Source organism: Sphingomonas sp. Leaf343 (genome assembly GCF_001423765.1).
Taxonomy (GTDB): Bacteria; Pseudomonadota; Alphaproteobacteria; order Sphingomonadales; family Sphingomonadaceae; genus Sphingomonas.
In genome coordinates, this window is sequence record NZ_LMPG01000001.1 from 585,787 (window position 1) to 610,337 (window position 24,551).

A 24,551-nucleotide genomic window follows, 5' to 3' on the forward strand; every position below is an offset into this window, starting at 1 on the left:
ATCGCCGGCGCACACCGCGATCCGGGAACGCCGCGCTTGCTTGGGGGCCCTTGCAAAACCCTTTTCGCCGGGGTGGCGGCTTGGTGAGAGGCAGCGGGCTATTTTGCAACAAACCCTTTGGCGGATGGGGGAGGGTCTATCCTCAAGCGCACCCTCCGAGGCGCACTCGAAGAACCGGCCGAAACCCCTAAACCCGCTCCACCGCATTCACCGCGTCGATAGCGCGCAGCGCCGCCAGTAGCCGCATCAACTGGTGCACGTCATGCACCTCCACATCGATGACGTTGGTGTGGAACCGCGTATCGCGCGTATCGAGGCGCAGGTTGATGATGTTCGCCTTGTGCTGCCCGATCACCGTCGCCAGCACGCCCAGCGCGCCCGGCTCGTTGCGCACCGTCACCTGGATGCGCGCGACCGCACCCTCGGTCGCGTCGCCCCACGCAACGTCGACCCAGTCTGTCTCCTCGTCGGACCGGTCGGCCAGCTCGGTCAGCACCGCGCAGTCGATCGCGTGCACCTCGATCCCGGCATCCGGTCGCCGCAACCCGACGATCCGGTCGCCCGGAACCGGATGGCAGCAATGCGCCAGTTCATAGGCGACACCCGGCCGCAACCCCTTGATCGAGATCGCCGTCGCCTGAGGGGCCAGCGCCGCGACATCGGCGCCCGCCGATCCCGGCATCAACGCTTCCATCACCGCGGCATCCGACAGCGTCCGCCGCGCGATGGCGACCATCAGCGCCGCCTCGTCCGCCAGCTTCAGCCGCTTGAGCGCGTGTTTCAGCGCGTCCGCCGCCAGTTGCGCCGGCAGGCGTTCGACGATGTCGTCGTAAAGCTGCCGGCCGAGATCGATCTGCTCGCTCCGTTCGGTATGGCGCAGGTGCCGCCGGATCGCCGCCAGCGCCTTGCCCGTGGTCGCGACGTTCAGCCACGCCGCCTGGGGCTGCTGCCCGGCGGACCGCAGGATCTGCACCTGATCGCCATTCTCGATCACGGTCGACAACGGCACCACGCGTCCGTTGATCTTCGCGCCGACGGCCTGATCGCCCAGATCGGTATGCACCGCATAGGCGAAGTCGATCGGCGTCGATCCCTTGGGCAACTGGATCAGCTCCCCCTTCGGCGTGAACGCGAAGATGCGATCCTGGTACATCGCCATCTTGGTATGTTCGAGCAGCTCTTCCGGGCTGTCCGCCGTGTCGAGGATTTCGACCAGGTCGCGGATCCAGCTCACCTGCTTGTCGGGCTTGGACGCCTGTTTGTAGCTCCAGTGCGCGGCAAGGCCGAAGTCCGCCTCGGCATGCATATCCGGCGTGCGGATCTGGATTTCGACGCGCGTCTGTTCGGCGGTGATGATCGTCGTGTGCAACGATCGATAGCCGTTGCGCTTGGGCGTCGAGATATAATCCTTGAACCGCCCCGGCACCGCCGGCCAGCGCTGGTGGATCACGCCCAGCGCGCGGTAGCAATCCTCCACCGTCGGTACGAGCGCGCGGAATGCCATCACGTCCGACAGCTGCTCGAAACTGATGTGCCGCTCGTTCATCTTGCGGAAGATCGAATAGGGGTGCTTCTCGCGACCCGACACATCCGCCTCGATCCCGGCACGGCTCAATAGCAGCTTCAGCCCCGACGCGATCCGCGCGATCCGGTCGCCGCCACCGATCTTCAGCTGTTCCAGCCGCTTCGCGATGCTCTCATACGCGTCGGGTTCCAGCTGCTGGAAGGCGAGCGTCTGCATCTCCTTCATGAACTCGTACATGCCGATCCGCTCCGCCAGCGGGGCATAGATATCCATCGTTTCCTTGGCGATCCGCCGCCGCTTCTCCGGCTTGGAGATGTGGTGCAGCGTCCGCATATTGTGCAGCCGGTCGGCCAACTTCACCAGCAGCACCCGGATGTCGTCCGACATCGCCAGCAGAAACTTGCGCAAATTTTCGGCGGCGCGTTCGTTATCGGTCTGCGCCTCGATCTTCGACAGCTTCGTCACACCGTCGACCAGCCGCGCGACGTTGGAACCGAACAGCCGCTCGATTTCTTCCGGGGTCGCGACCGTGTCCTCGACGGTGTCGTGCAGGATCGCGGTGGCGATTGTCTCATCGTCCAGCCGCAGGTCGGTCAGGATCCCAGCCACCTCGATCGGATGGCTGAAATACGGGTCGCCCGACGCCCGCTTCTGCGATCCATGCGCGTGCATCGAAAAGACATAGGCGCGGTTCAGCAACGCCTCGTCGGCGTCGGGATCGTAGTCGAGAACTCGATCGACCAGTTCATATTGGCGCAGCACTGGCCCTAGATGGAGGTTAGCTGCGCTGCTTTGCAACAGAAACCGTCACCGGTCACACGGCCGCGCCCTCCGCGGACTCCTCCGGCGCACGGCGATGACCCCAGCGCACCAGCGACCACGCGCGTTCGTGAAAGTAGAACAGCGCGATCTTGGTTACCACTTCCGTGCCCGCGATCGACCCCGCCAGCTTCGCGTCGCCGCCGGAGAAGAACAGCCCGAGCAGGAACGTGTCGATCGATCCCACCGTCCGCCACGACACCGCCTTCACCAGCGACCGCGGATGGCTTTCGAGACCGTTGAACAGGAACATCGGACGGCATCCTTCGGGCGGGTGATCTTGGTTCGATATAGCAGGGCGGACCGGTCCGCGAACAATTCGCGCATCGTAGACGCGAAGTACAGCTAGCGGCGGAGTGTCGCTCACCCAGCGTCATGCTGGGCCCGTCCCGGCATGACGGACGAGGAAGCCAAAGGTAGCTGTCCCTGCGTCCCCGAGCAGGCGGGTACACAGTGCCCCTAGCAGGTCAGAAGTGACCAGGTTCCCGCCGGCGTGGGAACACGAGGCCGCTCAGAAGATCCCCAGGAACTTCTTCCGCTGGTCCTTCTTCTGCCCTGCGCCCGTCTTCCCATCCTCCGCCGTCGCGGTCGTGCCGTTGCCGACGTCGTCGCGCGTCTCGCCTTTTGTCGTCCGCTGCTGGTTGGCTCGCGCACCCGACAGCACCGGCCCGCATGCGGCCGATTTCGCATCGCCGACATCGACGAACGCCAGCACTCCCGCCAGCGGCGTCGCGACCAGCGACAGGCCCAGTCCGACGCCCGCACGCCCCATCAACTGGTCGCTGATGACGTCGATCGACGGCCTGGAGAAATACCCCTTCAATCCGACGGGCGACTGACCCGAGAACAGCGAGAACTTCTTCCCGTCCGCGCGGAACGCCAGATCCATCGCCTCCGTCCGGAAGCTGAAGCCGCCGCGTCCCAGGATCACGTTCTTCGATGTATCGATCAGGATCGGATCGGCGGCGGCAATGCCGTTGCGCACCGTGAACGCCAGCAGGCCGCAATTGACCTCCACCGGCTTCTCCAGTTTCCCCTCGAACATCTTTTGCACGAACGTGCCCAGATCAAGTTCGGCGAGCTGCACGTTGCGCGTCCACAACGTGCCCTGCGGCATCACGAAGGCGATGCGTCCTTTCGACGTCGCCAGCGAATCATGAACCGAATCACCGCGCCCGGCCAGCTGGATGCGCCCCTTGATCGTCCCCGTCGTTCCCGATTCCGCGAGGCCGTAACCCTTCAGCAGCCGCCCCATGGGCGTCGGCGCGAGACGGATGTCGTAGGTGACCGCGCTCGGCCGCTGACGTGTGTCGAACACCGTGTCCGACGCCACGTTGCCGCGCGCCATCGCGAAGGTCAGCGGCGACAGCGCCAGCCGACCGCGTTCAAGGTCCAGCGTCAGGTCTATGTTGGAGATTGGCAGGTTGCGTGACCGCACTACGCCGATCGTCCATTTCAGGTCGGCATCGAACGCCCGCATCGTTTCCACCGGCAGCGCGGCTTCGGGCAGGATGCGCTGCGGGGCCGCGCCCGTCGCGGCGGCAGCGGCGACCGCGCCCTTCGCCTCGACTATGTCGGGATTGTAGCCGATGAAGGGGGCGGCATCGACGATGTCGAGGCTCTTCGTGGTCAGCACCGAATCGAGATGCACGCGGTCGCCATTGGTGATCGTCAGCTTGCCCGCCAGATCGGTCTTGCCGGCGACACCCCGGATGCGGGTGAAGGTGTAGACATCCCCGTCCTTCACCATCTGTCCGCGAAGGCGATAGGTCCGTGTATTCGGGATCGCGACACCGATGATGGCCAGCAACTCCGACATGTTGCGCCCGCGCGCCGCAACTCGCAGCGGTACGTTCTCGATATCGGCGATGGAGGGCAAGGTGCCTGCCACGTCGACCACGTTGCCCGCCGCGCGAATTCGGCCCGTCAGCTTGTTCTGCCCGCGATTCGCAGTGGCGTCCGGCGACAGGAGTTGCGCGACGAGCGTGAATGGCGTGTCGCGGATGCGGCCCTCGCCGGTCACCCCCACCGCCTTGCCGATCCGCGCATCTGTGGAGATAATGTCTTCCAGCTTCAGATCCGCCAGCACACGCATCCGCGGATCAACATAACGCACCGTCGTACCGCGCACCGTAGCCATATCGATGCGGGGGAACTCCAGCGGCTTGCCGCCTTTCTTGCCGTCGAACGTCCAGGTGTTGGCGGTGTGCGCCTTGTTCCATTCCAGATCGGCGGAGCCGTCGGCCAGATCCAGCCAGTACAGTCGTCGCTTGCCGAACAGCAGCGACAGCGGCGCGACGCGCGTATCGATCCGCTTCGCCACAAACAGGTCCGGCCTGCTCGCCCATTCCGGATTCGCGATGCGGAAGTCCTCGGCGTAGAACTTTAGGCGGAACGGCGCGAAATACAGTTGGAAGTCGCCCCCGACCGTGACCTTGCGGTGGGTCTGCCCGCCGACGAAATCCTCGAACGTGCCTTTCAGGAACCGACCCTTGGTGACGAATAGCACCAGCCATACCGCGAAGATCGCGACGACGATGCCGCCCAGCACCCGCCACAGGATGCGTCGCTTCCGCCGACTCGACTCCGGGTCGGGGGTGGCGTGATCGGCCGGCGGGGGCGGCGCTGGTGTGGGGTCGGCCGTCATCTCCATCGCCGCCCGACGCTCCACATACCGTTGCGGTTCCGCATCGTTCGTACGGTCTTGCATCGCACCATCGGTTGCAATTCGCGGTGGGCTCGGCTAACGGCCCCGCTTCACCGAGCGATGCGCGTGAAGACGGCCCGGCCACAAGGGCTGCCGCGGCTGTCCGATGCATCGCCCATTTGAAAGGAAAAAAATGCCCAAGCTCAAGACGAAGAGTGGCGTGAAGAAGCGCTTCAAGCTCACCGCTACCGGCCTGTTGAAGCACGGCGTCGCCGGCAAGCGCCACCGCCTGTTGCATCACAACGGCAAGTACATCCGCCAGAACCGCGGCACCAAGGTGCTGGCGAAGGCCGACACCGCTGCGGTGAAGGCCTGGGCACCCTACGGTCTCGGCTGAGCGGAAGGATTTAGGGAATGGCACGCGTCAAACGGGGTGTAACCACCCGCGCCAAGCACAAGAATATCCTGGAACAGGCGAAGGGCTATTACGGCCGTCGCAAGAACACGATCCGCATCGCGCGTCAGGCCGTCGAAAAGGCCGGCCAGTATGCGTATCGCGACCGCAAGGTTAAGAAGCGGACGTTCCGTGGTCTGTGGATCCAGCGCATCAACGCCGGCGTCCGCGCCGAGGGTCTGACCTATTCGCAGTTCATGCACGGCCTGAAGCTGGCGGGCATCGAACTGGACCGGAAGGTTCTGGCCGACATCGCCATGCACGAAGAGGCTGCGTTCAGCGCCATCATCGCGCAGGCGAAGGCAGCCCTGCCGGAGCAGGTCGCGGCCTGATCCTGATCGCCGACGGTACCTGTGCGGTACCGCTCACGATTCGTGATACGTCGACGGGGGCGGAGCGTGAAGAACGCTCTGCCCCCGTCTCGTTTCAGGACTCCCGTTGGCAAGTGTATGGCAAAGTCAAAGACTTGAGCGGCCGTTCTTCCGCAATTGTGCAATCCCCCGCGATCCAGTAAATAGACTGTTAATATAAAGTGATGACTCGTCCATATTGGCCGACGTCATGCGAAGAGGGGATGATGTCATGAAGGCTTTCCTGCTGGCTCTGGCCACGACCATCGCTTTGCCCGCCGTCGCCGATGCGCAAGCCTTCACCAACGGCAGCTTCGAAACCGCGAACTTCGATCCGGGCGCGTTCACGCAGCTCGAGGCGGGCTCCACCGCCATCGCCGGCTGGTCCATCGACAGCGGCTCGATCGACTATATCGGTAACTACTGGAATGCCTCGAATGGCAATCGTAGCATCGATATGTCGGGTGGCGTCGCCGGCAGCATTTCGCAGACCTTCGACACGGTCGCAGGCCGTGCCTACACGGTGTCGTTCGACCTCGGCGGCAACGGTGACAGCGGACCTGCGACGAAGACGCTCGACGTGCTCGCGACGGGTGGTGTGCTCGGCAGCTTCTCCGCGCCCGCCAGCACGCGCCCGAGCATCGATTACACCAGCTTCACCTACTCATTCGTCGCGTCCGGCACGTTGACCACGCTGTCCTTCCTGTCGACGACGAACACCTCGTTCGGTCCGATCCTCGACAACGTCGCCGTGTCCGGCGCGGTGCCCGAGCCGGCGACCTGGGGCCTGATGATCCTGGGCTTCGGCTTTACCGGTGGCTCGCTGCGCCAGCGCCGCCGGGATGTCGCAGCGATCGCCTGATCGCCCGCGATCGATCCCGAAGGGGCGCCGGTGGCGACACCGGCGCTCTTTTCGTTTGCGGCCGACGCCGGTAGAGGCGCCGTCAGGACGATTGCTTTATACGTTTAATGCCGATCCTGTCGCCGACCCGTCGTCGCGCGCACAGGGTGGCCAGGATGAACCAGATGACCGAACTCGACCCCATGCGCGACAACATGCTCGCCGCCGTCGCGGCCTCCGCCGGGCTGGACGCGCTCGACGCGGTGCGCGTCGACGCGCTCGGCAAGCAGGGCCGGATCACCCAACTGCTGAAGACGCTCGGCGGCATGAGCCCGGAACAACGCCAGGTCGAGGGACCGCGCATTCAGTCTCTGCGCGAAGCCGTGACCACCGCGATCGCCGACCGCAAGGCCGCGTTGGAAGCCGCCGCGCTCGACGCTCGCCTCGCCAGCGAGACGTTGGACATGACGTTGCCCGCGGATGCGCCGCTGTGGGGCACGATCCACCCCGTCAGTCAGGTGATGGACGAACTCGCGGAGATATTCGCCGACCTCGGCTTCGCCGTAGCCACCGGGCCGGAAATGGAGACGGATTGGCACAACTTCTCCGCCCTCAATATTCCAGAGACGCATCCCGCCCGCGCCATGCACGATACCTTCTATTTGGAAGGTGCTCGGGCGTTGAAGCATCTCGGCCTTGCAGACGAGCGCGAGACGGTTTCGGTTTTGCGCACCCACACCTCGCCCGTCCAGATTCGCACGATGCTGTCGCAAAAGCCGCCGATCCGCATCATCGCGCCCGGCCGTACCTATCGTTCGGACAGCGACGCCACCCACACGCCGATGTTCCATCAGGTCGAGGGGCTGGTGATCGATAAGGGCATCACCCTCGGCCACCTGAAATGGACGCTGGAGACGTTCCTGAAGGCGTTCTTCGAGCGTGACGACATCGTCCTGCGCCTCCGCCCCAGCTACTTCCCCTTCACAGAACCCTCGGCGGAGATCGACGTCGGCTACTCGCTGGTCAAGGGCAAGCGCGTCATCGGCGGCTCCGGTGATGACAAGGACGGCGGCTGGCTCGAAGTGCTCGGCAGCGGCATGGTCCATCCGAAGGTCATCGAAGCCTGCGGTCTCGATCCCGCCGAATGGCAGGGCTTCGCGTTCGGCTGCGGCATCGACCGGCTGGCGATGCTCAAATACGGCATGGACGACCTCCGCGCCTTTTTCGACGGCGATATCCGCTGGTTGAAGCATTACGGCTTCTCCGCGCTCGACGTTCCCACGCTGTCCGGAGGAGTCGGCGCATGAAGTTCACGCTCGGCTGGCTCCGCGAACATCTCGATACCGACGCCACGCTCGATCAGGTTGTCGACGCGCTCACCCGCGTCGGGCTGGAGGTGGAGGGCGTCCACAATCCCGGCGATACGCTCGCGCCGTTCCGCGTCGCGCGCATCCTCAGCGCCGAACGCCATCCGCAGGCGGACAAGCTGCAGGTGCTGTCTGTCCACGCCGGCGATGGCCCGCTTCAGGTCGTCTGCGGCGCACCCAATGCGCGCGCCGGCCTGATCGGCGTGTTCGGCGCGCCCGGCACGCATGTTCCGGGTGCCGGCATCACGCTGAAGGTCGCGGCCATCCGCGGCGTCGAATCGAACGGCATGATGTGCTCCGCGCGCGAGCTGGAGATCGGGGAGGGGCATGACGGCATCATCGAACTGCCCGCCGATGCTCCGGTCGGCGAAAGCTACGCCGATTACGCCGGCCTGACCGATCCCGTCATCGACGTATCGATCACCCCCAACCGACAGGATTGCATGGGCGTCCGCGGTATCGCCCGCGATCTCGCCGCGGTAGGCCTCGGCACGCTCAAGCCGCTCCACGTCCCCACCATCCCCGGCGACGGCCCCGGCCCGGATGTGCGGACCGACGCACCCGGCTGCCCCGCCTTCTTCGCGCAGGGCGTGGCGGGCGTCGTCAACGGCGAGTCCCCCGACTGGATGCGCCGCCGCCTGACCGCAATCGGTCAGAAGCCGATTAGCGCACTGGTCGACATCACCAATTACGTGATGATCGATCTTGGCCGTCCCTTGCACGTCTACGACCGCGCCCGGCTGTCCGGTGGCCTCGTCGCGCGTCCGGCGAGCGCGGGCGAACAGGTCGTCGCGCTCAACGGCAAGACGTACACGCTGTCGGAGGGCATGACCGTCATCGCCGACGACGTGACGGTGCACGACATAGGCGGCATCATGGGCGGCGAGCATTCGGGCGTGTCGCACGACACCAGGGACGTCGTCATCGAATGCGCCTTCTTCGACCCCGACGCGATCGCCCGCACCGGTCAGGCGCTGATGCTGACCTCCGACGCGCGCCAGCGGTTCGAGCGTGGCGTCGATCCCGCTTTCCTCGATGACGGCCTCGCCATCGCGACACGGCTGGTGCTCGACCTGTGCGGCGGCACCGCCAGCACCGTCACGCGCGCCGGCGAAGCGCCGCTTGGCACCCGCACGTACACGTATGATCCGGCCCTGGCGGAGACGCTCGGCGGCCTCGCGATCGATCCCGCCCGCCAGCGTAGCATCCTCGAATCGCTCGGCTTCACCGTCGGCGACGACTGGCAGGTGACGCCACCCACATGGCGTCGCGATGTCGACGGCCCCGCCGACATCGTCGAGGAAGTCATCCGGATCGAGGGGATCGACAAGGTCGCGCCGGTGCCGCTGCCGCGCACGCCCGGTATCGCCACGCCCACCGCCACGCCCGAACAGAAGCTGGAACGCCGCGTCCGCCGCGCCGCCGCGGCGCGCGGGCTGGATGAGGCGGTGACGTGGAGCTTCATCTCCACCGCACAGGCCGCGCCGTTCGGCGGCGGCGACTGGACGCTCGCCAACCCGATCAGCGAAGAACTGAAGGTGATGCGTCCCTCACTGTTGCCCGGCATTCTGTCGGCAACGGAGCGCAACCTGCGTCGCGGTGCGGGCACGGTGCGCCTGTTCGAGATCGGCCGCCGCTATCTGGCGGCGGGCGAGCATCCGACGCTCGGGCTCGTGCTGGCCGGCGATCGGTCGACCCGCGGCTGGCGAACGGGCAAGGCCGCGGCGTTCGACGCCTATGATGCCAAGGCGGAGGCGCTGGCGCTGCTCGCCGCCGCCGGTGCGCCGGTCGACAATCTGCAGGTGATGGGGGAGGCGGGCGCCGCATGGCATCCCGGCCAGTCGGGTACGCTGCGCCTCGGCCCGAAGACGATCCTCGCGCGGTTCGGAATTCTGCATCCGGGCCTGCTCAAGGCGTTCGATCTCGACGGCGCGGTCGCCGGCGTCGAATTCTACCTCGATGCACTGCCCGCCAAGCGCGGCTCCGGTTTCATGCGCCCGGCCTATGCGCCGCCGACGTTGCAGCCGGTGCGGCGCGACTTCGCGTTCCTCGTGCCGCCGACGCTGATCGCCGACAGCCTGATCCGCGCCATCCGCGGCGCGGACAAGGCCGCGATCATCGCCGCCCGCGTCTTCGACGTGTTCGAACGCGACGGTGAGAAGTCGGTCGCGGTGGAGGTCGTGCTGCAACCCGGCGACAAGAGCTTTACCGATGCCGACCTGAAGGCGATCGCCGACAAGGTCGTCGCCGCCGCCGCGAAACAAGGCGCGAGCCTACGCGGGTGATGGAATTCCCTCCCTCTCCCTTTGGGAGAGGGAGGGGGAGCGCAGCGACAGAAGGGTGAGGACGCTTGGAGTACACTGACATGATCGAGATCGCCAACGACCACCTCTCCGCCGCGATCAACCCGCACGGCGCGGAGCTCACCCATTTACGCGACGCCGCCGGTCGTGAACTGATGTCTGCCGCTGACCCGGCCTACTGGCCCCGCTACGCCCCCCTGCTGTTCCCCGCGATCGGCAAGACCGCGCACGGCACCATCCGCGTCGATGGCATCGACTATCCGATGCCCAAGCACGGCTTCGCCCGCGACCTGACCTTCGCCGTCACCGATCAAGGTCCGTCGCATGTCGTCTTCACGCTGACCGACACGCCCGACACCCGCGCCGCTTACCCGTTCGCGTTCCGGCTCGACGTCAAGTTCTGCCTCGACGGCACGACCCTCACGACGGAGGTGCGCGTTACCAATCCCGCCGACACGCCGCTCCTTGCGCAGTTCGGCTTCCACCCAGCCTTCGCATGGCCGCTTCCCTTCGATCAGGCCCGCGCCGACCACCGCATCGTCTTCGACCGCGACGAGGCGCCCGATCTCGCCGCGATCACCCCAGACGGCCTGATCGCCGCCGAACCACGGCCCAGCCCGCTCGACGGTCGCACGCTCCACCTCGCCGATGCGCTGTTCGCCGAGGACGCACTCGTCTGGAACCCGGTCGCTTCCGGCTCGGTCGCCTACGGGGCCGCTACCGGTCCGCATCTGCGCATCGCCTTTCCGGAGACGCCGCGGCTCGGTATCTGGACGATGCCCGGCGCGTCGTTCGTCTGCGTCGAACCCTGGCACGGCATCGCCGATCCCGCTGGTTTCGCCGGCGAATACAAGGACAAGCCCGGCGTGTTCGAGGTCGCGCCCGGCGATACCAAGGTCATGACGATGAGCGTCACGCTGGTGCCATAGCCCGCGGCCCTGTCCTACAGCCGCCTGATCTGCGATAGGGCGCTCGCGAACCCATCGCGACGTCGCACCACGCCTGCCCGCGCCGGCAGTCGAAACGTCGCATTGGACTAACCTTAGCCTAACCTTCCGCGCCTCGGATTCTGAAAATGTCCTCCCCCCGCCGCACCTTCGCGATCATTTCCCACCCCGACGCCGGCAAGACCACGCTGACGGAAAAGCTGCTGTATTTCGGCGGCGCGATCCATCTCGCCGGCGAAGTGAAGGCCCGCGGCCAGAACCGGCGCGCGCGGTCCGACTGGATGAAGATCGAACAGCAGCGCGGCATCTCCGTCACCTCGTCGGTGATGACGTTCGAGCGCGAGGGCATTACCTTCAACCTGCTCGACACGCCGGGCCACGAAGACTTTTCGGAGGACACCTACCGCACGCTGACCGCGGTCGATTCCGCCGTCATGGTGATCGACGCGGCGAAGGGCATCGAGCCGCAGACGCGCAAGCTGTTCGAGGTGTGCCGCCTGCGCAGCGTGCCGATCATCACCTTCGTCAACAAGGTCGATCGCGAAGGCCGCCCGATCTTCGAATTGCTCGACGAGATCGCCGACATGCTCGCGCTGGATGTCTGCCCGATGAGCTGGCCGGTCGGCATGGGCGGCGAGTTCGAGGGCGTGCTGGACCTCGTCACCAACACGATCAGCCGCCCCGAAGGCGGCAGCCGCGCCTTTCTCGGCAAGACCGAGGATGCGCCGGTCCTGTCCGAACGCTGGACCGAAGAGATCGAGCTGGCGCAGGCGGGCTATGCCGAGTTCAATGTCGAGGCGTATCGCAACGGCGACCTGACGCCGGTCTATTTCGGCTCCGCGCTCAAGGACTTCGGAGTTGCCGAACTGATCGGAGCGCTCGCCGAACACGCGCCGCCACCGCGCACCCAGCCGGCCGAACCTGCCCCAGTCGCGCCCGACAATCCGGAGGTTACCGGCTTCGTGTTCAAGGTGCAGGCGAACATGGACCCCAACCACCGCGACCGCATCGCGTTCATGCGGCTGTGTTCGGGCACCTTCAAGCGCGGCATGAAGCTGACCCCGTCGGGCAGCGGCAAGCCGCTCGCGGTCCACTCGCCGATCCTGTTCTTCGCACAGAACCGCGAACTCGCCGACGAGGCGTTCCCCGGCGACATCATCGGCATCCCCAACCATGGCACGCTCCGCGTCGGCGACACGCTGTCGGAGCGGGCGGACGTGCGCTTCACCGGCCTGCCGAACTTCGCCCCCGAAATCCTGCGCCGCGTCGTCCTGAAGGACCCGACCAAAACCAAGCAGTTGCGCAAGGCGCTGGACGACATGGCCGAAGAGGGTGTGACGCAGGTCTTCTACCCGGAAATCGGGTCGAACTGGATCATCGGCGTCGTCGGCCAGCTTCAGCTCGAAGTGCTGCTGTCGCGGCTGGACGCGGAGTACAAGGTCGCGGCCGGACTGGAACCGGCCCCGTTCGAAACCGCCCGCTGGGTTTCCGCCGCGGAGGCTTCGGACCTCAAGGACTTCACCGACCTGAACCGCAGCGCAATGGCCAAGGACCGCGACGGCAACCCCGTCTTCCTGGCCAAGAGCGCGTGGGAGGTCGGCTACATCTCCGACCGCTATTCCAAGGTAAAGTTCGCCGCCACGCGAGAGCGCTAGTCGCTCCTACCGGACCGGCGCGCCCACGTTCGGCAGGGTCGCATCCTCCGCCTTCGGCACGCTGCCGAACAGCGCCCGGTCCGCCGGCCCGAATGCATAGCGCCACAGCACGAACAGGTACGTCGCGGCGATGGCAGGCTCGCCGATCAGCAGCTCCGCCCACTCCAACTCCTGCGGCAGGGCCGTGAATGCCGCCCCGACCGTCCCCGCCGCCAGCACCGCCCAGATGAGCGGCCACCGCAGCGGCGACACCGGCGCGCCCAGAATGTGCCGCAACAATCCTGCCTTGATGACCGATGTCAGGCCTAGACTGGCCATCAACGCCACCGCAGGCCCCGCCGCCTGCCATGTCGTCGGCCAGCCCAGCGACCGCATCCCCGCCACCAGCACGAACGACAGCGCGACCTGAAATGCCAGCATTACGCCTGAGATCAGCAGGTTCCGGTGCCGCGCGGTATAGACCAGCGCCGATTCGCATACCGCCCCGGTCGATGCGAACACCTCGCCCACCAGCAGGAACGCGAGCGCCGCGGTGCCCGCCACGAACTGCGGCCCGACCACGCCCATCACCGCCTCGCCCGGGATCGATCCCATCAACGCCAGCAGCCCCTGCGCCGCCATGATCCAGAACGCCACCTGCCGCACCTGCCGCGCGATAGCGGCCCGGTCGTTCTCCGCCAGTGCCCGCGTGATGACGGGGCCGAGCACCGGATCGAAGCTGGTCTTCAGCTTCTGCGGCAGGCTGCTAACCTGTTGCGCCATGTAATAGATGCCGACCACCGACGGCGCGAACAACAGGCCGAGGATGAAGCGGTCGACGTTGCGCGTTCCCCATTCCAGCGCGTCCGCCCCCGCCAGCGGCGCGTTGGCGCGCACCAATCCGCCCAGCCGCCGCAACTGTGGTCGCCAGCCATGCGGCAGTCCATAGCTGTGCAGGAACGGCACGATGCTGGCGACCAGCGCCGCCGTCATTGATGCGACATAGGACAGGACCAGCCCGTCACGGATCGTGAAGAACGAGAAGGCATAGGCCGCGACAGAGATCGTCCACGGCTCCACGACCGCCCGCGCCGTCACCGCCGCCTTGACGTTCAGGCGGTAGGCGAGGGCGGCAAGACTGACGTCCGACCATGCGATCGCGACGACGATCAGCGACAGCCATCGGTCCAGCCCGGTGATCGGCGTGTTCGGATAGAGCAGCTGCGGGAACGTCCACAGCACCAGACTGGCGGTGATCGACAGGAAAAACGCCAGCGCCATCCCGTCCCACACGACATGCGCGTGCGGCCGGTCCGACTCGCTCAGCGCCTGCGCCAGCCCGCGCTTCAGCCCGAGCGTCGCGAGCAGCGCCGCCAATTCCACGACGACGACGGCGATCGCGAACCGCCCCACGAGGTCCGGTCCGTAAAATCGCCCCGCGATGAACAGGAACGGGATACGCGCCAGCAGCCGCAGGATGAAGCCGGCGATATTCGTCCGGCCTCCCTTGGCGAGCGCGTCGATGTCCTTGGTGTCGGTCATCGGGCGGCAAAGGGTGAGGATAGCGGCATCAATGTGCCGCCCCCCAACTGGCGCCGGTGCCGATCTCGACCCCCAACGGCACCGTGAGCGTCACCGCCGGCGTCGCGGCGGTTTCCATCACGCCGCGGATCACCACGCTCGCCGCCTCGACATCGGCCGGCGGCAGTTCGAAGACGAGTTCGTCGTGTACCTGCAACAGCATCCGGACATGACCCAGCCCGGCGGCGGCCAAAGCCGGCTCCATCCGCACCATCGCGCGTTTGATGATGTCGGCCGACGTGCCCTGAATGGGTGCGTTGATCGCGGCGCGCTCGGCACCCTGGCGCTCGTGCTGCACCTTCGACTTGATCCGTGGGAAGTGGGTCTTGCGGCCGAACAGCGTCTCCGTGAAGCCGCGCTCGCGTACCTGTGTCAGCGTTTCCGCGATGTAGCGGTTGATGCCCGGAAACCGCTCGAAATAGCGGTCTATCATCGACTGCGCCTCGTCCGCGGTCACCTGCAACCGCCCCGCCAGACCCCAGCGGCTGATGCCGTACAGGATCGCGAAGTTGATCGTCTTGGCCCGCGCCCGTGTGTCGCGATTGACCTCCCCGAACAGCTCCGTCGCGGTCAGCGAGTGGATGTCGTCGCCGTTCGCGAACGCATCGCGCAACGCCGGAACGTCCGCCATATGCGCCGCCAGCCGCAGCTCGATCTGGGAATAATCGGCCGCGAGGATGACGTTGCCGGGTTCCGCCACGAACGCGTCGCGTATTTGCCGTCCGACCTCGGTACGGATCGGAATGTTCTGGAGGTTCGGCTCGGTCGACGACAGCCGCCCGGTCTGCGCGCCGGTCAGGCTGTACGAGGTATGCACGCGCCCGGTCTTCGGGTTGATCTGCTGCTGAAGCGCGTCGGTATAGGTGTTCTTCAGCTTCGTCAGCTGCCGCCAGTCCAGTACCTTGCCGACGATCTCCGCGCCCTCGCCGCCCTCGCGCTGGAGGCGTTCGAGTTCGGTGACATCGGTCGAGTAGACGCCGGACTTGCCCTTGCGTCCGCCTTTTAGGCCCAATCGCTCGAACAGCACGTCGCCCAATTGTTTGGGGCTGCCGATCGTGAACGGCCCGCCAGCCATCGCGTGGACCTCGGTTTCCAGCGCCGCGATCTGGCCTGTGAACTCCGACGACAGCGCCGCCAGCTTCTCGCGGTCGACGCGGATGCCGTGCGTCTCCATCCGGGCGATGACCGGCACCAGCGGCCGGTCGACCATCTCGTAGACGCGCGTCGCGCCTTCCGCCGGCAACCGTGCCTTGAAGCGCTTCCATAACCGGTACGTCACGTCCGCATCCTCGGCGGCGTACCGGGTGGCGGCTTTCAGATCGACCTCGTGGAAGCCGCGCTGCGTCTTGCCCGTGCCGACCACGTCCTTGAACGCGATGCAGCTATGCGACAGGTGCGTCGCCGCCAGTTCGTCCATCCCGTGCCCGTGCAGCCCGGCGTCGAGGTCGAAGCTCATCACGATCGTGTCGTCGTGCGGCGCGATGGCCATTCCGCCGACTTCCGAGCACAGCCCGAGCACGATCATGTCGAATTTCAGATTATGCCCGATCTTCAGGACCGACGGGTCCTCGAACAGGTCCTTCAGCTTCGCGAGCGCCACGGTGCGATCCAGCTGCACCGGTACTTCCGACAACAGGTCACTGCCGCCATGTCCGAGCGGGATATAGCAGGCGAGGTTCGGATGTAGCGCCAGCGACACGCCGACCAGATCGGCCTGCGTCGCGTCGGTGCCTGTCGTCTCCGTATCGATCGCGATCCAGCCCTGATGCCGCGCGACCGCGATCCAGCGATCCAGCGCCGCCTCGTCCACGACCGTCTCGTACGCGTCATGATCGCAGGCGGGGTCCTCCTCCATCGGCACGCTCGCCGGAGCGGGAACGGGCGCATCCGCCACCCCCGCACTGCCGCCCAGCTTGGCGAGCAGCGATTTGAAGCCGTGATGCTCCAGAAACGCACGCAACGGCGCGTCCGGAATGCCCTTCAGCGCCAGATCCTCCAGCGGCTCGGGCAGCGCCACGTCGCAGCGCAGTTCGACCAGCTGCCGGCTCAGCCGCGCCATGCCGGCATGCTCGATCAGATTGTCGCGCAGCTTGCCCTTCTTCATCCCCTCCGCGGCGGCGAGCACCGCTTCGAGATCGCCATGCTCCAGGATCAGCTTCGCCGCCGTTTTTGGTCCGACCCCCGGCACGCCGGGCACGTTGTCGACGCTGTCGCCCATCAACGCCAGCACGTCGCCGAGTTGCGACGGCACGATGCCGTGGAATTTCTCCGCGACATGTTCCGGCCCCAGCCGCCGGTTGTTCATCGTGTCGTACAGGTCCAGCCCAGGCTCGATCAGCTGCATCAGGTCCTTGTCGGAACTGACGATCGTCACCGCCCAACCCTGCGCCAGCGCCGCCTTGGCGTAACAGGCGATGATATCGTCCGCCTCCAGTCCCTCCGTCTCGATGCAGGGCAGGGAGAAGGCGCGCGTCGCGTCGCGGATCATCGGGAATTGCGGGACGAGGTCCTCGGGCGGCGGCGGCCGATGCGCCTTGTACCGGTCGTACAGCTCGTTGCGAAACGTCCTGGACGATTTGTCGAGGATGACCGCCATGTGCGTCGGCCCGTCCGCCGCATGCAGCTCGTCCGCCAGCTTCCACAGCATCGTCGTATAGCCATAGACCGCGCCCACCGGTTCGCCGTGGACGTTGGTCAGCGGCGGCAGCCGGTGATAGGCGCGAAAGATATAGCCGGAGCCGTCGACGAGATAGAGATGGGGCATCGTCGCCCGATGTAGCGGCTTAGCGGGGAGGGACCAAGCGGTCCCGCACTCTCAATGCGCCAGACCCCCTCCGGACGAGCCACCCGCGACCGTTGACGTATTCGCGAACGTCGTCACCGCCGCCGCCACCGCCTGGATCAGTTGCTGCCGCTCGCGGATCGGACGCACCGTGTCGCCGATCATCACCGCCAGCGCGTAACGGCGTCCGTCCGGCGCGGTCAGCAGGCCGACATCGTTGAAGCCGGCATTGCGCCGTCCGTAATCCTGCCCCGTGCCGGTCTTGTGGCTGATCTTCCACCCCGGCGGGATCGCGGCGCGCAGGCGTGCCCGACCGGTCACCGACGCGCCCATCGTGTCGAGCATGATCCGCGTCGACGTCTCCGACAGGATTTCGCCGCGCGCCAGCCGCGCCAGCGCATCGGCGATCGCCAGCGGCGCAGCCCCGTCGGGCGGATCGCCGATATAGCGGTCTAGCGCCGCCGTGCGCGCCTCCGGTGACAGGCGAGACCGCGCGATCTGGAATGCATTGCCGATCGCATAGCCGGGTTGCCAGACGAGGCCGGCAGTGCCCGCCTGCAACATCCGCTCGCCGGGGCCGAAGCGAATGTCGCCCAGCCGCTTCTTCGCGATCATCGCCCGCACGGCGGACGACCCGCCGACGAAGGTCAGCAGCCGGTCGTTGGCGGTATTGTCGCTCTGCGTCAGCGCACGCGTCAGCAGCCCGCCGACCGTGGTATCGAACCGGCCGGTCTTGGCGACCAGATAGGCGATCGGCTGATGGAATAGCGTCAGGTCGGCCGGGAGCACCGCGATCGGCTCGTCCAGCCGCGCCCGGCCCTGATCGCGCAGGTCGAGCAGCGTTATCGCCACCCAGAGTTTCGACACCGACTGCTGCGGCAGGCGCTGGCGGCCGCCCGCTTCGACGGTCCAGCCATCGTCCACTGCGCGGACGGCAGCCCCGGCACGCCCGTCGAAGCCGCGGATCAGGGAGTCGACCGCCGCCTGCAGCGCGCGCGGCGCGGTACTGACGGGGCGGGGGGCGGGCGGCGGCACCGGGATCGAAATCTCCGGCTGCTCGGGTCGCGCCGGCGTCATGCCGCTATTGCCCGGCCGCGAACCGGAGCCGCATGCCGACAATGTCGTGCCGATCATCATGAACAGGGCCGCAACCCGTGAAAATGTCATGCTATTCTATACGTCCCGCACCGCTGGACGTGATCCTTAACCAGCGCGCGTACCCGTGGAATGGTGTTTTGCCGGCGCTGCGGCGAACGGACATCCTGACGCGCCGAGGCGAGTCGCGTGCGAGGATCGAAACCGTGGCGGGCGGTGCGTCAGCGGGCGGCGACCCCTCCGAAGGCGTGCCGCCTGTACCCGCTTGCAGCATGATCGGCCGGCCGTCAGTCGCGCGCCTTCAACTTCGCCATCAACCCCGCCGCCAGCGGGCTCAGCGGCTTCGCCTCGTCCTCGCCGATCACGCCGGCCGCCTTCAACGCCGCTGCGGCGTTCGGTCCGCGCGGAAAGGGATCAAGCGCCAGCGCCATCGTCTCCGCCGCCGCTTCGCCCAGATCGATCGCGTTGCCCTCGATCTCGACGGTGTCGAGCGCATCGCCGCTCAGCTCAACTTCGTCCTCCGACGTGTCGCCCTCGACGAACAGCAACGCCACGGGCTCGTTGATCGCGACCGGCAACGGCTCTTCGGTAATCGCGCAGGACTGCACCACGGCACCCTTTACACGGCCTTTCGCCTCGATCCCGGCCGCGGTGCGCTTGACCGTGAACCGGGCCTCCAGCCGCTCGACCGCCGTTAATCCGAATCGCTTCGCCAGCGCGGCGCGCTCGGCCTCGTTCGCCTCGATCGCGATCGTGCGGTCACCTTCGCCGATCGTATCCAGCCGTTCGGGACGGCTCCATTCGGGGCTCATGCCAATTCTCCCGCCAGCATCCGGTCGACTGGAACGTCCCGCAGCGCATCGAGCAATGCGCGCAATTCGAACGTGACGTGCGCTAGCGCCCCGGGGGCAGGGGCCTCGCCACGGTACAGGTTGCGGACCAGCGCCTCCTCGAACTGCGGCCCGGCCACCGTTTCGCGATAGGCGCCCAGCCGGCCGCCGAGCGCCGCCATCATCTTGCCGATATGCTTGCCGACGGTGATGTCGCCGATCCCGATCTGGCGAAGCTGCGCGTCCATGTCGTCCACGAACCGTTCGGTCAGCCGCGCGGCGGGTTCCGCGCCCGCAGGTTCGCGCTCCAGCCGGATCAGGACCATCGACAGGACCGCGGCGATCGTGTCGAACCGGCCATCCACGGTGTCCGGCACCGCGCCGTCGACGTACCAGTGCGGCTGCCGCGCGCGGGCGACCACCGCGTTGTATAGCGGCAACGCCTCGTCCCGCTTGCCGCCACCGAACACCGCGCCGACCTTTGCCAACCAACCCACTCGTCTCGTCCCCGACTCCGTCCGGCGGCTTGTGCGCCGCCCGCTCCTCGCATATCGGGGCGATCGGCGGCCGAAGCAATCGCGGGCGGGCTGCCTTGCAGAGTGTGCGTGCCCCCGCGAGGAGTCTTTCCCATGTCCCGCCCCATCATCCTGGCCGCCGCGATCCTGGCCTCCGGCCTCGCCGCCGGGGCGTGCGCGCCGCTGCGTTCGCATCAGGGTTATGTGGTGGACGTCGATCTCGTGAACTCGGTCCAGCCGGGCGTCGACAATCGCGCTTCGGTGCAGCAGGTGCTGGGCAAGCCGACCGTGTCAGGGCAATTCGGCACCGGCGACTGGTATTACATCGCACGCGACAGCCGCAACTACGGTTTCCAGTCGCCCAAGGCCAAGTCGCAGATCGCGTTGCAGATCAGCTTCGATCAGGCCGGTACGGTGACGGCGATCCGCCGCACTGGCATCGACCAGGTCGCGTCGATCGATCCCTATGGCAAGACCACGCCGACGCTCGGCCGAAAGCGCGGGTTCTTCGAGGATCTGTTCGGCAACATCGGCACGGTCGGCGCTGCGGGGGCAGGCGGCAGTGGCGGTGCGGGTGGTGGTGCCGGTGGCGGACGCACAGGCCCGTAATTCGCTCAGGGCTTTGACGGTTTGGCCGCGCCGCGTGTTACGCGACGGCGCGGCCGGGCCGTGCTTGGACCGGCACCGATCCCGAAAGGGAGGGGGATCGATGCATGAACGCTCGGTCCCGCGAATGGTTCTGTCCAGAATGTTGCTAATGTAAGTTTTACCTGTCAAAGTTAATGCCGCGTTCCGGATGGAATGAGGCGAGCGTGGACGGGATCGATCTGATCGTGCGAGAGATCGCGCTGTTCGCCGCCGTCGGGCTGTTGATCGGTGGTATCGACGACCTGCTGATCGACGGCATCTATCTCGTTCGGCGTGTGTGGCGGGGCGGTCCGCCGCGGTTGAAGCTGGCCACGCTGCCGCTGGCGGCAAAATCCGGCCGCATCGTCGTCTTCGTTCCCGCCTGGGACGAGGCTACGGTGATCGCGCCGATGTTACGGGCAGCGCTGACCCGTTACCGACATGACGCTTACGCCATCCATGTCGGATTATACCCCAACGACCCGGACACGATCGCCGCCGTGCGATCCGTCGCGGATCGCGATCTCCGCATCCGGCCGGTGATCGGCGACCGCTTCGGGCCGACCAGCAAGGCGGATTGTCTGAACACGCTGTGGCGGGATCTCGCGGCGACGGGATCGATGCCGAAGGCGATCGTGTTCCACGACGCCGAGGATCTCGTCCACCCCGCCGAACTGATCGTGTTCGACACGCTGATCGAACGCCATTCCGTCGTGCAACTGCCGGTCCTGCCGCTCGTCCGTGGCGGGTCGCGGCTGGTGTCGGGTCATTATGCCGATGAGTTCGCGGAGTCGCATCTCCGCACGCTCGTGGTCCGGACCGCATTGGGAGCGGGTCTGCCACTGGCCGGCACCGGCTGCGCGATCCGCCCCGATGTGCTCGCCCGACTCGCGGAACGGCGCGGCGGCGATCCGTTCGATCCGACCTGCATGGTCGAGGATTACGAACTCGGCCTCGCCATCGCGCGGCTGGGCGAAAGCGGCATCTTCGCGCGGGTCGGCGACGGGGAGGGCGGCGTGGTCGCCGTCAGCGCCTATTTCCCTGACACATTGGCGGCGGCGGTGCGCCAGAAGGCGCGCTGGATGTGCGGCATCGCCCTGTCCGGCTGGGATCGCACCGGCTGGAGCCGCCCCGGCGCGTTCGGCGATCACTGGATGCGGATGAAGGATCGCAGCGCGCCGTTGGCCGTACTTGTGCTGACTGCGGCCTATGCCGCGCTGCTGTTGTGGCCGCTGGCCGCGCTGATGCACTGGATCGAGGGCAGCGTGCCACCGCCACCCGGTACGCTGCTGGCGGTGATGCTGCAGATCAACACCACGCTGCTCGCGTGGCGATGCGTGATGCGGGTCGTCTTCACCGCGCGGGTCTATGGCTGGCGGGAGAGCGTGTGGTCCGTCCCGCGCCTCGTCGTCGGCAATGCGGTCGCCATGCTGGCGGCACGGCGCGCGCTGGGGCGCTATCTGCTGGCGCTTCGCGGCGTGCCGCCGGTCTGGGACAAGACGGTGCACGTCTTCCCCGATGTGGACCCGGTCGAACGGGCATGAGCGGCCGCCCGCTACGCTTTCTCGCCGCGACGCTGACGATCTGGGCGACGTTGCGGGTCCTAGCATACTGGCCGGACGACATGCCCCCTGCCATTCGGGTCGTGGACGTTGCCGTTGGGAGGAAGGCCGCGCGCGCTGTCGCTCGGGGACCAGCGGATCGTGTCCAGGCGCCACAGGCGTTGCGGATCGCAGCGCACCTCGCGGGATCGATCCGCATTCCGGCAGATGCCGCCGACCCGGCCGCGGTCCTGATCGCGCAAGCATCGGCCGTCGCCGTTCCGCTGGTCACCTCACCCGATATCGCAGCCCTGCCGCCCGATCCGCCGGTCGCAAGGCTCGCATACCAACCATCGAGCGAAAGTCCCGATCGCTGGGCGTTCAGCGTCTGGGGTATCGCCCGCGACGGTCGCAGCGGCACGCTCGCGACCAGCCAGCTCGGCGCATCCCAGATCGGCGCACGTGCCACCTACCTGATCGATCGACCCGCGCGTCTCGCGGTCGCCGGGCGCATCAGCGCGCCCCTGCGCGGCCGCGACCGGGAGGCGGCACTCGGCCTCGACTGGCAGCCGTCCACCGCGTCCGTCCACCTGATCGGGGAACAGCGCGTGCCGCTCGATGGCGGAGCATCCCGTCCGGCCGTCTTCATCGCCGGCGGTCTCGGCCCGGCAGTGATTGGTTCGGGTTTTCGGGTCGACGGCTATGGCCAGGCGGGCGGGGTCCTGCGCCGCGGCCTGTTCGCCGATGCCGCCGTGCGCCTTACGAAGCCGATCACGCCGACCACGCCGATCCATCTCGGCATCGGCATCTGGGGCGGTGCGCAACGCAACGCGGCGCGGCTGGATGTCGGCCCCACGGCGGCCATCATCCTGCCGGTTTCCGGGCGCGCGATCCGGCTGACGCTCGACTGGCGGCACCGCATCGCCGGCGATGCCAGTCCCGGTTCCGGTCCGGCACTGTCGATCGGTGGCGACTTCTGACCGTCGAAACGCTACGGCAGCGGCCGTGGACCTGTATTTGCCCGTCGCGAACCTGTCGGTGAATGCCCTGGTGATGATCCTGCTCGGTGGCGGGGTCGGGTTGCTGTCGGGCATGTTCGGCGTCGGCGGCGGCTTCCTGACGACGCCGCTGCTGATCGTCTACGGCATCCCGCCGACGGTCGCCGCCGCCTCCTCCGCCAGTCAGGTCACGGGGGCTAGCGTATCGGGCGTCTTCGCGCACGTCCGCCGGGGCGGCGTCGATTTCAAGATGGGCGGCGTTCTCGTCGGCGGCGGTGTCCTCGGCACGATGGCGGGTGCGTGGCTGTTCCGCCGACTTCAGGAACTCGGCCAGATCGATACGGTGATCGGGGTCGTCTACGTCATCATGCTCGGCTCGATCGGCGGCCTGATGGCGAAGGAGTCGCTGGTGTCGATCGGCCTGTCGCGTCGTGGTCAGCCGCCGCGCGCCAAGAAGCGCCGCCACCACCCGCTCGTCGCCAGCCTGCCGTTCCGCACGCGCTTCTATGCGTCCGGCCTCTACATTTCTCCGCTCGCGCCGCTGATGCTGGGCTTTATGACCGGCGTGCTGACGATCCTGCTCGGGATCGGCGGCGGCTTCATCCTGGTGCCGGCGATGATCTACGTCATCGGCATGGCGACGGGCGTGGTCGTCGGTACCAGCCTGTTCCAGACGCTGTTTGTCACCGCCGTCGCGACGATGGTTCATGCCACCACGACCAAGGCGGTGGACATCGTCCTCGCGGGCCTGCTTCTCGTCGGTTCGGTGACCGGCGCGCAGATCGGGGCGCGGATGGCGACCAAGGTGAAGCCCGAATATCTCCGCCTCGCCCTCGCGGTGATGGTGCTGGGCGTCGGCATCCGTATCCTGCTCGGGCTGGTCTGGCGACCGGAGGAGATTTTCTCGGTCGCGATCTCATGAGCCCGCGTTTCGCAGCGCGGATCGCGCTCCTGCTCGCCGCGCCGCTGGCGATGGGGCAGGCGGCACCGACGCTGGTGCCGGACGTCTCGCAGCGCGATATCGAGATCGTCTACAGCTTCACCGGCGCCGACCTGCTGCTGTTCGGCGCGATCCTCTATCCCGGCGGTCGCGTGCCGGATGGTGAGCGACCCGCCGACGTCGTGGTCGTCGTGAAGGGGCCGACCCAGTCAGTGCTGATGCGCGAAAAGGAGAAGGTCGCCGGCATCTGGGTCAACGCCCAATCCGCGCGTTACCGCTCCGCGCCCAGCTTCTACGCCATCGCCTCGTCGCGGCCGATCAGCCAGATCGTCGACGACCGCACGCGCGCCATTTACGAACTCGGCCTCGACAGCCTGCAATTGTCGCCGGTGTCCACCTCCGCGCCCGACGTGCAGGCGCGTTTTACCCGTGGCCTCGTCGATCTGAAGGCGCGGGCGGGCCTGTATGTCGAGGCGCCACGCGCGGTCGAGATCAGCGAATCCGTCCTCTACCGCGCCCGCATTACGATTCCCGCCCGCGTCCCCGTCGGACGCTTTACCGCCGAAACCTTCCTGATCCGCGATGGTCGTGTCGTCGCGGCCGCGGTGCGCGATATCGATATCCGCAAATCCGGCTTCGAACGCTTCGTCGCCCGCGCGGCGGACCGGGACTCATGGCTTTATGGTCTTGTCGCGGTCACCTTGTCGGTGTCCCTCGGCTGGATCGCGGGCTGGGTCGCGCGGCGGCTCTAGGGC

General features: G+C 67.1%; 20 protein-coding genes. 12 read left to right on the forward strand and 8 right to left on the reverse strand.

The window, feature by feature from the left end; all coding sequences use genetic code 11:
- Positions 1-187: 187 nt before the first annotated feature.
- The 3 genes from ASG07_RS02475 to ASG07_RS02485 all read right to left on the reverse strand — a co-directional run bounded on the left by ASG07_RS02475 (position 188) and on the right by ASG07_RS02485 (position 4,997).
- Positions 188-2,287: a RelA/SpoT family protein gene (locus ASG07_RS02475; protein WP_055841662.1), complete on the reverse strand. Its 2,100-nt coding sequence runs from the start codon at positions 2,285-2,287 to the stop codon at positions 188-190.
- A gap of 52 nt (positions 2,288-2,339) precedes the next feature.
- Positions 2,340-2,597 (reverse strand): DUF2061 domain-containing protein, encoded by a 258-nt coding sequence (locus ASG07_RS02480; RefSeq protein WP_055841665.1) that lies wholly within the window; start codon positions 2,595-2,597, stop codon positions 2,340-2,342.
- Between the two features lie 258 nt (positions 2,598-2,855).
- A complete protein-coding gene (locus ASG07_RS02485; protein WP_443024586.1) occupies positions 2,856-4,997 on the reverse strand; it encodes an AsmA family protein in 2,142 nt (713 codons plus the stop codon).
- Positions 4,998-5,184: 187 nt separating this feature from the next.
- Between ASG07_RS02485 and rpmI the strand changes: the two genes are divergently transcribed.
- From rpmI to ASG07_RS02520, 7 genes are all read left to right on the forward strand, one after another.
- The gene (gene rpmI / locus ASG07_RS02490; protein ID WP_055841668.1) at positions 5,185-5,388 is read left to right on the forward strand and encodes a 50S ribosomal protein L35; all 204 of its coding nucleotides are present in this window, start codon (positions 5,185-5,187) and stop codon (positions 5,386-5,388) included.
- Between the two features lie 17 nt (positions 5,389-5,405).
- Positions 5,406-5,777: a 50S ribosomal protein L20 gene (rplT, locus tag ASG07_RS02495; protein WP_055841672.1), complete on the forward strand. Its 372-nt coding sequence runs from the start codon at positions 5,406-5,408 to the stop codon at positions 5,775-5,777.
- A 250-nt stretch (positions 5,778-6,027) separates the two neighbouring features.
- On the forward strand, positions 6,028-6,657 hold the full coding sequence (locus ASG07_RS02500) for a choice-of-anchor C family PEP-CTERM protein (RefSeq protein ID WP_055841675.1): 630 nt from the start codon (positions 6,028-6,030) through the stop codon (positions 6,655-6,657).
- Between the two features lie 164 nt (positions 6,658-6,821).
- Positions 6,822-7,943 (forward strand): phenylalanine--tRNA ligase subunit alpha, encoded by a 1,122-nt coding sequence (pheS, locus tag ASG07_RS02505; protein WP_055842916.1) that lies wholly within the window; start codon positions 6,822-6,824, stop codon positions 7,941-7,943.
- Positions 7,940-10,288 carry a phenylalanine--tRNA ligase subunit beta gene (gene pheT / locus ASG07_RS02510; protein WP_055841678.1) on the forward strand — a complete coding sequence of 783 codons (2,349 nt, stop codon included), beginning with the start codon at positions 7,940-7,942 and terminating at the stop codon, positions 10,286-10,288. The genes pheS and pheT overlap by 4 nt, the downstream gene beginning before the upstream one ends.
- A gap of 80 nt (positions 10,289-10,368) precedes the next feature.
- Positions 10,369-11,235: an aldose 1-epimerase family protein gene (locus tag ASG07_RS02515; RefSeq protein WP_055841681.1), complete on the forward strand. Its 867-nt coding sequence runs from the start codon at positions 10,369-10,371 to the stop codon at positions 11,233-11,235.
- 146 nt (positions 11,236-11,381) lie between these two features.
- Positions 11,382-12,908, forward strand: coding sequence for a peptide chain release factor 3 (locus ASG07_RS02520; protein WP_055841684.1), 1,527 nt, complete (start codon positions 11,382-11,384; stop codon positions 12,906-12,908).
- A 6-nt stretch (positions 12,909-12,914) separates the two neighbouring features.
- Here the strand turns inward: ASG07_RS02520 and ASG07_RS02525 are convergent, their stop codons facing one another.
- The 5 genes from ASG07_RS02525 to ASG07_RS02545 form a co-directional block, all read right to left on the reverse strand.
- Complete coding sequence (locus tag ASG07_RS02525; protein WP_055841688.1) at positions 12,915-14,429, reverse strand: lipopolysaccharide biosynthesis protein; 1,515 nt, start codon at positions 14,427-14,429, stop codon at positions 12,915-12,917.
- A 28-nt stretch (positions 14,430-14,457) separates the two neighbouring features.
- Positions 14,458-17,232, reverse strand: coding sequence for a DNA polymerase I (gene polA / locus ASG07_RS02530; RefSeq protein ID WP_055841691.1), 2,775 nt, complete (start codon positions 17,230-17,232; stop codon positions 14,458-14,460).
- A gap of 51 nt (positions 17,233-17,283) precedes the next feature.
- A complete protein-coding gene (locus ASG07_RS02535) occupies positions 17,284-18,417 on the reverse strand; it encodes a serine hydrolase (RefSeq protein WP_236694490.1) in 1,134 nt (377 codons plus the stop codon).
- Positions 18,418-18,632: 215 nt separating this feature from the next.
- A complete protein-coding gene (locus tag ASG07_RS02540) occupies positions 18,633-19,157 on the reverse strand; it encodes a YceD family protein (protein ID WP_055841694.1) in 525 nt (174 codons plus the stop codon).
- Positions 19,154-19,672, reverse strand: a complete 519-nt coding sequence (locus ASG07_RS02545; RefSeq protein ID WP_055841697.1) for a ubiquinol-cytochrome C chaperone family protein — start codon at positions 19,670-19,672, stop codon at positions 19,154-19,156. The genes ASG07_RS02540 and ASG07_RS02545 overlap by 4 nt, the downstream gene beginning before the upstream one ends.
- A gap of 132 nt (positions 19,673-19,804) precedes the next feature.
- On the opposite strand from ASG07_RS02545, the gene ASG07_RS02550 reads away from it, so the two are divergent.
- The 5 genes from ASG07_RS02550 (at position 19,805) to ASG07_RS02570 (ending at position 24,548) form a co-directional block, all read left to right on the forward strand.
- Entirely contained in the window at positions 19,805-20,299 is a 495-nt protein-coding gene (locus tag ASG07_RS02550) for an outer membrane protein assembly factor BamE (RefSeq protein ID WP_055841701.1), read from the forward strand.
- Between the two features lie 203 nt (positions 20,300-20,502).
- Positions 20,503-21,861 (forward strand): glycosyl transferase family protein, encoded by a 1,359-nt coding sequence (locus tag ASG07_RS02555; RefSeq protein ID WP_236694491.1) that lies wholly within the window; start codon positions 20,503-20,505, stop codon positions 21,859-21,861.
- 179 nt (positions 21,862-22,040) lie between these two features.
- The gene (locus ASG07_RS02560) at positions 22,041-22,838 is read left to right on the forward strand and encodes a hypothetical protein (protein WP_236694492.1); all 798 of its coding nucleotides are present in this window, start codon (positions 22,041-22,043) and stop codon (positions 22,836-22,838) included.
- Positions 22,839-22,863: 25 nt separating this feature from the next.
- Positions 22,864-23,778: a sulfite exporter TauE/SafE family protein gene (locus ASG07_RS02565; protein ID WP_055841706.1), complete on the forward strand. Its 915-nt coding sequence runs from the start codon at positions 22,864-22,866 to the stop codon at positions 23,776-23,778.
- Positions 23,775-24,548, forward strand: a complete 774-nt coding sequence (locus tag ASG07_RS02570) for a TIGR02186 family protein (protein WP_055841709.1) — start codon at positions 23,775-23,777, stop codon at positions 24,546-24,548. Before ASG07_RS02565 ends, ASG07_RS02570 begins: the two co-directional genes overlap by 4 nt.
- Positions 24,549-24,551: the final 3 nt, after the last annotated feature.

Bases quoted from the DNA above. Each gene is read 5' to 3' on its own strand.
- ASG07_RS02550 (WP_055841701.1), top strand. From the start codon at position 19,805: ATGTCCCGCCCCATCATCCTGGCCGCCGCGATCCTGGCCTCCGGCCTC.
- ASG07_RS02520 (WP_055841684.1), top strand. From the start codon at position 11,382: ATGTCCTCCCCCCGCCGCACCTTCGCGATCATTTCCCACCCCGACGCC.
- ASG07_RS02540 (WP_055841694.1), bottom strand. From the start codon at position 19,157: ATGAGCCCCGAATGGAGCCGTCCCGAACGGCTGGATACGATCGGCGAA.
- ASG07_RS02500 (WP_055841675.1), top strand. From the start codon at position 6,028: ATGAAGGCTTTCCTGCTGGCTCTGGCCACGACCATCGCTTTGCCCGCC.
- ASG07_RS02485 (WP_443024586.1), bottom strand. From the start codon at position 4,997: ATGGAGATGACGGCCGACCCCACACCAGCGCCGCCCCCGCCGGCCGAT.
- pheS (WP_055842916.1), top strand. From the start codon at position 6,822: ATGACCGAACTCGACCCCATGCGCGACAACATGCTCGCCGCCGTCGCG.
- ASG07_RS02535 (WP_236694490.1), bottom strand. From the start codon at position 18,417: ATGACATTTTCACGGGTTGCGGCCCTGTTCATGATGATCGGCACGACA.
- ASG07_RS02515 (WP_055841681.1), top strand. From the start codon at position 10,369: ATGATCGAGATCGCCAACGACCACCTCTCCGCCGCGATCAACCCGCAC.
- rpmI (WP_055841668.1), top strand. From the start codon at position 5,185: ATGCCCAAGCTCAAGACGAAGAGTGGCGTGAAGAAGCGCTTCAAGCTC.
- ASG07_RS02570 (WP_055841709.1), top strand. From the start codon at position 23,775: ATGAGCCCGCGTTTCGCAGCGCGGATCGCGCTCCTGCTCGCCGCGCCG.
- ASG07_RS02480 (WP_055841665.1), bottom strand. From the start codon at position 2,597: ATGTTCCTGTTCAACGGTCTCGAAAGCCATCCGCGGTCGCTGGTGAAG.
- rplT (WP_055841672.1), top strand. From the start codon at position 5,406: ATGGCACGCGTCAAACGGGGTGTAACCACCCGCGCCAAGCACAAGAAT.
- pheT (WP_055841678.1), top strand. From the start codon at position 7,940: ATGAAGTTCACGCTCGGCTGGCTCCGCGAACATCTCGATACCGACGCC.
- polA (WP_055841691.1), bottom strand. From the start codon at position 17,232: ATGCCCCATCTCTATCTCGTCGACGGCTCCGGCTATATCTTTCGCGCC.
- ASG07_RS02525 (WP_055841688.1), bottom strand. From the start codon at position 14,429: ATGACCGACACCAAGGACATCGACGCGCTCGCCAAGGGAGGCCGGACG.